The organism is Mycobacterium sp. (assembly GCF_032162105.1).
Taxonomy (GTDB): Bacteria; Actinomycetota; Actinomycetes; order Mycobacteriales; family Mycobacteriaceae; genus Mycobacterium.
This window is the reverse complement of the sequence record NZ_JAVRPS010000084.1, coordinates 1-8711: the sequence shown is the minus strand read 5'-3', so window position 1 is coordinate 8711 and position 8711 is coordinate 1. Positions and strand designations below refer to the sequence as shown.

At 69.3% G+C, this 8711-nt stretch carries 9 protein-coding genes; 6 read left to right on the top strand and 3 right to left on the bottom strand.

What is annotated here, in order from left to right; genetic code table 11:
• The 5 genes from QOC69_RS04140 to egtE all read left to right on the top strand — a co-directional run.
• A partial coding sequence (locus QOC69_RS04140) for a glutamate-cysteine ligase family protein (RefSeq protein WP_526436642.1) occupies nt 1–653 on the top strand: 653 nt, incomplete at its 5' end.
• The gene (egtB, locus tag QOC69_RS04135) at nt 650–1969 is read left to right on the top strand and encodes an ergothioneine biosynthesis protein EgtB (RefSeq protein ID WP_526436640.1); all 1320 of its coding nucleotides are present in this window, start codon (nt 650–652) and stop codon (nt 1967–1969) included. The genes QOC69_RS04140 and egtB, both read left to right, overlap by 4 nt.
• Before the next feature lies 1 nt (nt 1970).
• Entirely contained in the window at nt 1971–2663 is a 693-nt protein-coding gene (egtC, locus tag QOC69_RS04130; RefSeq protein ID WP_526436638.1) for an ergothioneine biosynthesis protein EgtC, read from the top strand.
• Nucleotides 2660–3625, top strand: a complete 966-nt coding sequence (egtD, locus tag QOC69_RS04125) for an L-histidine N(alpha)-methyltransferase (RefSeq protein ID WP_526436636.1) — start codon at nt 2660–2662, stop codon at nt 3623–3625. Before egtC ends, egtD begins: the two co-directional genes overlap by 4 nt.
• A complete protein-coding gene (gene egtE / locus QOC69_RS04120; RefSeq protein ID WP_526436633.1) occupies nt 3622–4701 on the top strand; it encodes an ergothioneine biosynthesis PLP-dependent enzyme EgtE in 1080 nt (359 codons plus the stop codon). Before egtD ends, egtE begins: the two co-directional genes overlap by 4 nt.
• Here the strand turns inward: egtE and QOC69_RS04115 are convergent.
• From QOC69_RS04115 to QOC69_RS04105, 3 genes are read right to left on the bottom strand one after another with little or no spacing between them, the layout of a single operon-like run.
• Nucleotides 4698–5372 (bottom strand): class I SAM-dependent methyltransferase, encoded by a 675-nt coding sequence (locus QOC69_RS04115; protein WP_526436646.1) that lies wholly within the window; start codon nt 5370–5372, stop codon nt 4698–4700. The two genes, egtE and QOC69_RS04115, sit on opposite strands and share 4 nt — an antisense overlap.
• A 21-nt stretch (nt 5373–5393) precedes the next feature.
• Entirely contained in the window at nt 5394–6884 is a 1491-nt protein-coding gene (locus tag QOC69_RS04110; RefSeq protein ID WP_526436631.1) for a glutamate-cysteine ligase family protein, read from the bottom strand.
• Nucleotides 6885–6893: 9 nt separating this feature from the next.
• A complete protein-coding gene (locus tag QOC69_RS04105; protein WP_526436629.1) occupies nt 6894–7655 on the bottom strand; it encodes a class I SAM-dependent methyltransferase in 762 nt (253 codons plus the stop codon).
• Nucleotides 7656–7664: 9 nt separating this feature from the next.
• Between QOC69_RS04105 and QOC69_RS04100 the strand changes: the two genes are divergently transcribed.
• Nucleotides 7665–8711 (top strand): FGGY family carbohydrate kinase (locus QOC69_RS04100; RefSeq protein WP_526436644.1); only part of this gene is annotated, 1047 nt, incomplete at its 3' end.

Below are 8711 nucleotides of genomic sequence, written 5' to 3'. Positions count from 1 at the left end.
AGTTCTCGGGCTGGCGCAGCACCCGGCAGCGGGTGTGGAGTCAGCTCGACTCGGCCCGCTGCGGCCCGATCCTCGGGGCGAGCGGCGACGACCCCGCCAACGACTGGGCGCGCTACGCGCTGAAGGCACCGGTGATGCTGGTGCACACGCCCGACGCCGCGCCGGTGACCGACTGGGTGCCGTTCGCCGACTGGGCCGACGGCACGACCCTGCTGGACGGGCGCCGACCGACGCAAGCCGACGTCGACTACCACCTGACCACGCTGTTCCCGCCCGTCCGGCCGCGGGGATTCCTGGAGATCCGTTACCTGGACAGCGTGCCCGACGACGTGTGGCCCGCGGTCGTGTTCACCCTCGTCACCCTGCTCGACGACCCGGCCGCGGCCGACGTCGCCGCCGAGGCCACCGAACCGGTCGCCACCGCGTGGGACCGCGCCGCGCGGGTCGGCCTGGGGGACCAACGGCTCCGGGAGGCCGCGGTCCGGTGCGTGCGGGCAGTCGCCGAGCGTGCACCCGAGGGATTGGTCGAGGCCATGGAGGCCCTGCTCTCGCAGGTGGAGCGGGGTCGCAGCCCGGCCGACGAGTTCTCCGATCAGGTCGTGGATCGTGGCGTCGCCTCGGCGGTGAGCCGGCTGGCGAAGGGCGTTTCGTGACCACACGTGAACTGCTGGCGCGGGAGTTGACCCTGGCGCGGGATCGCACGCTGCGGTTGGTCGAGTTCGACGACGCCGAACTGATGCGCCAGTACGACCCGCTGATGAGTCCGCTGGTCTGGGACCTCGCCCACATCGGCCAGCAGGAGGAGCTGTGGCTGCTGCGTGGTGGTGACCCGGGTCGGCCCGGCATCTTGCCTGCCGCGGTGGACGGTCTGTACGACGCGTTCGTGCACTCGCGGGCCAGCCGCGTCGGACTTCCCCTGCTTCCGCCCGCCGACGCCCGCGCGTACTGCGGCACCGTGCGGTCGAAGGCGCTCGATGCGTTGGACGCGCTGCCCGACGAGGACGGCTCGGGGGTGGACCCGGCGTTCGTCTTCGGCCTGGTGATCAGCCACGAAAACCAGCACGACGAGACGATGCTGCAGGCTCTCGGCCTTCGGTCGGGTCCGGCGATCCTCGGGTCCGGCACGCCGTTGCCGCCGGGCCGGGATGGCGTTGCAGGCACGTCGGTGCTGGTACCCGGCGGGCCGTTCGTCCTTGGCGTCGACGCCGCCACCGAACCGCACTCGCTGGACAACGAGCGGCCTGCGCACGTCGTGAACGTGCCCGGCTTCCGGATCGGCCGCGTGCCCGTCACCAATGCCGAGTGGTGCCGGTTCATCGACGACGGCGGCTACCGCGAGCCGCGGTGGTGGTCAAACCGCGGTTGGTCGCATCGCCAGGAGGCGGGTCTGGTGGCGCCGAAGTTCTGGAACATTGGGGCGGGCGGAGCGACGGGAGAAGGTACCGACGGCACGCGCACCAGGTTCGGTCACGTCGAGGACGTTGCCCCCGACGAACCCGTTCAGCACGTCACGTTCTTCGAAGCCGAGGCGTATGCGGCCTGGGCCGGTGCCCGGCTGCCCACCGAGGTGGAATGGGAGAAGGCGTGCGCCTGGGACCCCGTCGCGCGGGCGCGTCGCCGGTTCCCCTGGGGTGCAACGGAACCCACCGCAGCACTGGCCAATCTGGACGGCGAGGCGCTGCGGCCCGCGCCGGTCGGCGCCTACCCGGCTGGCGCGTCGGCGTACGGCGTGGAACAGATGCTCGGTGACGTGTGGGAGTGGACCACGTCACCGCTGCGGCCGTGGCCCGGCTTCACCCCGATGATCTACGACCGGTACTCGGAGCCGTTCTTCGACGGCGATTACCGAGTGCTGCGCGGCGGATCCTGGGCGGTCGGGTCCAGCATCGTGCGGCCCAGCTTCCGCAACTGGGATCACCCCATCCGGCGCCAGATCTTCTCCGGCGTCCGGCTTGCTTGGGACGCCTGACATGTGCCGACATCTGGGCTGGCTGGGGAAACCGGTCTCGGTGGCCTCCCTCGTCCTGGACCAGCCGTACGGCCTAGTGGTGCAATCGTATTCGCCGCGACGTCAGAAGCACGGCCTGATCAACGCCGACGGCTGGGGGGTCGGCTTCTTCGATCAGCAAGCCCCGCGACGGTGGCGCAGTGCGGCCCCGCTGTGGGGTGACGCGTCGTTCGCGTCGGTGGCGCCCGCGCTGCGCAGCGGATGCGTCGTCGCTGCAGTCCGCTCGGCCACCGTCGGCATGCCCATCGAACCGTCGGCTTCGGCGCCCTTCACCGACGGCGACTGGTTGCTGTCGCACAACGGGGTGGTGGACCGGGCGGTGTTGCCGCCGTCGGCGGCCGCCGAGTCCACCGTCGACAGCGCACTGCTTGCGGCACTGATCTTCGACCGGGGACTCGACCGACTCGGTGAGACCGTCGCAGAAGTCGGTGCCGCCGATCCCAACGCCCGGTTGAACATCCTGGCGGCCAACGGCTCTCGGATGCTGGCGACCACGTGGGGAGACACCCTGTCGGTGCTGCGGCGGGACGACGGCGTGGTGCTGGCCAGCGAGCCGTACGACGACGACCCCCACTGGCAGGAAATCCCCGACCGGCACCTGGTGCACGTCGAGGGCACACACGTCGAGCTGATTCCGCTGAAAGGACTCCCATGACCTTGTCGTTGTCCAACTACCTCGCTGCCGACTCCGCGGCGGAGGCGCTGCGGCGCGACGTGTGCGACGGCCTGACCAGATCGCCGAAGACGTTGCCGCCCAAGTGGTTCTACGACTCCGTCGGTAGCGACCTGTTCGACCGGATCACGCGGCTTCCCGAGTACTACCCGACGCGTGCCGAGGCGGAGATCCTGCGGGCCCGCGCCGCGGACATCGCGGCGGCGTCCGGCGCCGACACGCTCGTCGAAATCGGCAGCGGCACGTCGGAGAAGACCCGGATCCTGCTGGACGCCCTGCGGGAAGGTGGATCGCTGCGGCGGTTCATCCCGTTCGACGTCGATGCGTCCGTGCTCGAGTCGGCCGGCGCCGCCATCGGCGCGGAGTACCCCGGCGTCGAGATCGCCGCGGTCTGTGGGGACTTCGAAGAGCACCTCGGCAAGATTCCCCACGTCGGCCGTCGGCTGGTGATCTTCCTCGGCTCGACCATCGGCAACCTCACCACCGGGCCCCGCGCGGAATTCCTTGCCGCACTGTCGGACAACCTGGAACCCGGCGACACTCTGCTGTTGGGCACCGACCTGGTCAAGGACGTCGACCGGCTGGTGCGCGCCTACGACGACAGTGCCGGAGTGACCGCCCAGTTCAACAAGAACGTGCTCGCCGTGGTGAACCGGGAACTCGGCGCCGACTTCGACCTCGCGGCATTCGAGCACGTCGCGCGCTGGAACGCCGACGAGGAACGCATCGAAATGTGGCTGCGGGCAAGCACTCCGCAACGGGTGCACGTCGACCAGCTCGACCTGACCGTCGACTTCGACGCGGGCGAGGAGATGCTCACCGAGGTGTCCTGCAAGTTCCGGGCCGACGCCGTCGCCGACGAGCTCGCCGCCGCCGGTCTGCGCAGAACCAACTGGTGGACCGACCGGGCCGGAGACTTCGGACTGTCACTCGCGGTCAAATGACCCTGGCGACCGCTTGGCGGAACGCCAGACCGCCGGTGGCGGGCGTGCATCTCGACAGCGCCGCCTGCTCTCGGCAGACGTTCGCCGTGATCGATGCCGCCGCCCAGCACGCGCGGCACGAAGCCGAGGTCGGCGGCTACGTCGCGGCCGAAGCCGCCGTACCCGTGCTCGACGCGGGGCGCGCTGCCGTCGCGGCGCTCACCGGATTCGACGCCGCCGACGTCGCCTTCACCACGGGCTCCAACCACGCCCTCGACATCCTGCTCGGTGACTGGAGCGGGGCACGCACGCTGGCCTGCCTGCCGGGAGAGTTCGGACCGAACCTGATCATCATGGCGCTGCACGGATTCGACGTGCGGCTGCTCCCGGTCGACCCCGCCGGGCGCCTCGACGTCGACGCCGCCGCCCGTGCCCTGACGGCCGAGCCGCCCGCCCTGGTGCACCTCACGTCGCTGGGCAGTCACCGCGGCATCGTCCAGCCCGTCGCCGCGATCGCCGCGGTGTGCCGCGAGGTGGGTATCCCGCTGATCGTCGATGCCGCCCAGGCGTTCGCACACCTCGACTGCGTCGACGTCGGCGCGGACGCGGTGTATTCGTCGTCGCGCAAGTGGACGGCCGGGCCACGGGGTCTCGGCGTGCTCGCCGCCCGCGGCGGTCTGATGAGTGACCAGGTGCTCGCTCGGCTTGCCCACGCCGAAGCGAACGTCGCTGCGCAGGTAGGTCTTTCGATCGCGCTGGGCGAGCACCTGGCTGCCGGGCCTGCGCGAATCCAGGCCAGGCTGGCAGAAGTCGGCACGATGACTCGCACCGCCCTGGCCGGCGTGGCGGGCTGGCAGGTGGTCGAACCCACCGACGAGCCCAGCGCCATCACCACGCTGACCCCACCCGACGGCGTCGACCCTGCGGTCGTGCGGGCCAAGTTGATCGCCGAACACCGAATCGTCGCCACCTACGCGGGAACCGAGCGAGCGCCACGCGAGATGACCCGCCCGGCGTTGCGGCTGTCACCTCACGTCGACGCCAGCGCCGAGGACCTCGAGGCGTTCGTCGCGGCGCTGGTGGCCGTCTCCGATTAGGCCTTGTGCGCCGTCAGCAGGAACGCCGGGAACTTGATTCGGTCCTTGTCGTCGCGGTCGTGGGGCGGCGTCTCGAACGGCGCGTCCCGGATGGCGATAGCGTGTGCGTGGATGAACGCGGGCCGGACTTCGTCGATCTCCCAGTACTTGCCGACCGCCGCCCGCAATTCGGCCCCGTCGACCTCGTTGGGCTTGGTGTCGACTTCGGCCGGGAACGCGCCCTTCGCGAACACCAGGACGTAGTACGTCGCACCAGGAGCTGCGGCGCGGAACACCGACTGCTGGTAGCCGTCGCGGCCTTCGATGGGCAGCGAGTGGAACAGCGTCGAGTCGATGATCGTGTTGAACCGGCCGTCGAAACCGGTGAACGTCGTGATGTCGTCCTGCACGAACGTCGCGTTGGGCAGATTGCGTTCCTTGGCAGCCTTCGTCGCGGCGGCGACCGCGGTCGGGGTCAGCTCGATGCCGACCACCGTGTAACCGTCGGCGGCCAGGGCCAGCGACAGCTCCGCATGTCCGCACCCGGCGTCCAGCACGTCGCTGCGCACCTTGCCGTCGCGAATGAGCGCGGCCAACTCGGGCTGCGGCTCGCCGATGTTCCACGGCGGTGGGCCCTCGAACCCGCCCTCTCCGCGGTAAACGTCGTCCCAATCCATCACTTCGGAGTTCATCGAATCGGTCATGATTCCACGCTACGCGGGGCCATCCCACGTGTGCACGGGCTCGTTGCTGTGCATGCGTTGGCAGTAGAGGCGCAGCATCTCGGCCAGCGCCTGCGGCCGGGTCAGCCCCCGTTCCTGCAACGCGTGGACCGTCGCGACCTGCCATGCCGACCCGTTGCGGCCCGTCTTCGCGCGGCCCTCGATGACGTCGAGGAACCGGTCGCGCACCTCGGTGGCGACACCCCACCGGCGCAATCCCTCCTCGGCCATCGGCAGCAGCTTGCGCAACACCAGCTCGTCCGGGGTCACCTCGCCAACACCGGGCCAGTACAGCCGCGCGTCCATGCCGTGCTGGGCGGCGGCCAGGAAATTGTGTTCCGCCGCAGCGAAACTCAGCTTCGTCCAGATGGGCCGGTCGTCGTCGGACAACGTGCGCAGCAGCCCGTAGTAGAACGCCGAGTTCGCCAGCATGTCCACCACCGTGGGACCGGCGGGCAGCACCCGGTTCTCCACCCGAAGGTGCGGCCGGCCTGCGCCATCGTCACCGACCACGTCGTACACCGGCCGGTTCCACCGGTAGATGGTGCCGTTGTGCAGCCGCAACTCGGGCAGCTTGGGCGCGCGGCCTGCCGCGAGTTCGGCGACCGGGTCCTCGTCGGAGAGTTCGGGCAGCAGGGTCGGGAAGTAGCGGACGTTCTCCTCGAACAGATCGAAGATCGACGTGATCCAGCGCTCGCCGAACCAGACCCGCGGCCGCACGCCCTGAGTCTTGAGCTCATCGGGCCGGGTGTCGGTGGCCTGGGCGAACAGCTCGATGCGGGTCTCCGCCCACAACTGGTGGCCGAAGAAGTACGGCGAGTTGGCGCCAAGCGCCAGCTGCGGACCCGCCAGCACCTGCGCGGCATTCCAGTTCCTCGCGAAGTCGGCGGGGGACACCTGGAGGTGCAATTGCATGCTGGTGCAGGCGGATTCGGGCGCAATGGACGCCGACTCCAGGCTGAGCCGCTCCGGGCCGCTGATGTCGATGTGGATGTCCTCGCCGCGCGCGGTGAAGATCGAGTCGTTGAGCGCCTGATACCGCGTCGACTCGCTCATCCAATGACCCGAGAGGTGCTCGGGCAGCAGCGTCGGCAGGATGCCGATCATGACGATGTGGGCGCCGTCCTCGTTCGCCTTGGCCTCGGCGGCGTTCAGGCTGGCACGCACCTCGCTCTCCAGCTCGAGCGCGGCGCGTCCTGGCAAGGGACGCGGCGGAACGTTGAATTCGATGTTGTAGGCACCTAATTCGGTCTGGTAGGCCGGATCGGCGATCGACGCCAGGACATCGGAGTTGCTCATCATGGGCTGGTAGTCGGCGTCGACCAGGTTGCACTCGATCTCCATGCCGGTCATCGGGCGTTCGACGTCGAAACTGGACTGGGCGAGCATCGTCTCGAACACATCGAGGCACAGCTGCACCTTGCGCCGGTACTCACGGCGTTGTGCGCGGCTGTATTCGGCCTGGGTGACCTCTTCGCCCACCAGGCGAGCCTAGCCGCGGGTTGCCACCACCACTTGCGGACTGGCGAGGCCGCCGCGCAATTCGACTTTGATCGCGGGGTCGGCGTGGCCGGCAAGTGCGCGCAGCGCCGACGGACTGTAGGCGCGCAGTGAGCTGATCACGCCGTCGTGCACGAATGGGACGAACGGCGCGAGCGGCAGCATCGTGGCCAGCCGCAGGAGGTGCAGCGGCGTCGGTGGCCGTGGCAGGTCGATGATCACCAGCTTGTCGGCCACACGGGTGCCCTCGGCGAACACCCGGGACGCCGCTGCGGGTGGTAGGTGATGGAACGACAGCGCGAATACCGCGAGGTCGAATGCGCCGTCCTCGGCGTCGATGTGGGTGGCATCCATCTCGCGCACCGACACGCGGGGATCGTCACCGAGTTCGCCTGCCGCGATCGCCGCCACCGAATCGGGTTCGACGTCGGTGACGGTGAGCCGGGCGGTCGGATGCATCTCCAGCAGGTGGGCCGACAACCCGCCGTGGCCCGACCCCAGCTCGAGGATCTTCGGATCCGGCACGTCGGCCACTTCCTCGAGGGCGATCTGCGCGAACTTCTGGTGGTTGCCGAACCACTCCCCGGTGCGTTCGAGCGCCTTTACGACGCCCCGCTTCACCGCGGGGTCGACGTCATCGCGGTCGATGTACTCCAGCCGGTCGGTCTCCAGCAGGCGGTCCAGGCACGACGCGTCCGGCCCGCCGCGGGGCATGCTGGCGATGTCGGCAAGGGGGTGGGCCATGTAGTCCATGATGGACGACTGGAACCAATCGAAGGAGCACGCGTGGCCGAATTCGTCGCCGCCATCGACCAGGGCACCACGAGCACCAGGTGCATGATCTTCGACCACGACGGCGCCGAGGTGGGCCGTCATCAGCTCGAGCACGAACAGATCCTGCCGAAGCCGGGCTGGGTCGAGCACAACCCGGTGGAGATCTGGGAGCGCACGGCGTCGGTGATCATGTCGGCGCTCAACAAGACCAAGCTGTCCTCGGGCGACCTGGCCGCCCTCGGCATCACCAACCAGCGTGAGACCGCGCTGGTCTGGAACAGAACGACCGGCAGACCCTATTACAACGCCATCGTCTGGCAGGACACCCGAACCGACCGGATCGCCGCGGCGCTGGACCGCGACGGCCGCGGTGACGTGATCCGCCGCAAGGCCGGGCTACCGCCTGCGACCTACTTCTCCGCGGGCAAGGTGCAGTGGATCCTGGAGAACGTCGACGGGGTGCGGGCCGACGCCGAGAAGGGCGATGCGATCTTCGGCACCCCCGACACCTGGGTGCTGTGGCACCTCACCGGCGGACCGCGCGGCGGCGTGCACGTCACCGACGTGACGAACGCCAGCCGGACCATGCTGATGAACCTGGAGACGCTCGACTGGGACGACGAACTGTTGTCGTTCTTCGGGATTCCGCGCCAGATGCTGCCGCAGATCAAGCCGTCGTCGTATCCGGAGTCCTACGGCGAGACCCGCGACGACGGCCCGGTCGCGGGGCGCGTTCCGCTGACGGGCATCCTCGGCGACCAGCAGGCCGCGATGGTCGGTCAGGTGTGCCTGAGTGCGGGTGAGGCCAAGAACACCTACGGCACAGGCAATTTCCTGCTGCTCAACACCGGCGAGAAGATGGTGCGGTCGGAGAACGGTCTCCTGACCACGGTCTGCTACCAGTTCGGTGACGCGAAACCCGTTTACGCACTTGAGGGTTCGATCGCCGTCACCGGATCGGCCGTGCAGTGGCTGCGCGATCAGCTGGGCATCATCAGCGGCGCCGCCCAGAGTGAGGCGCTGGCGCGGCAGGTC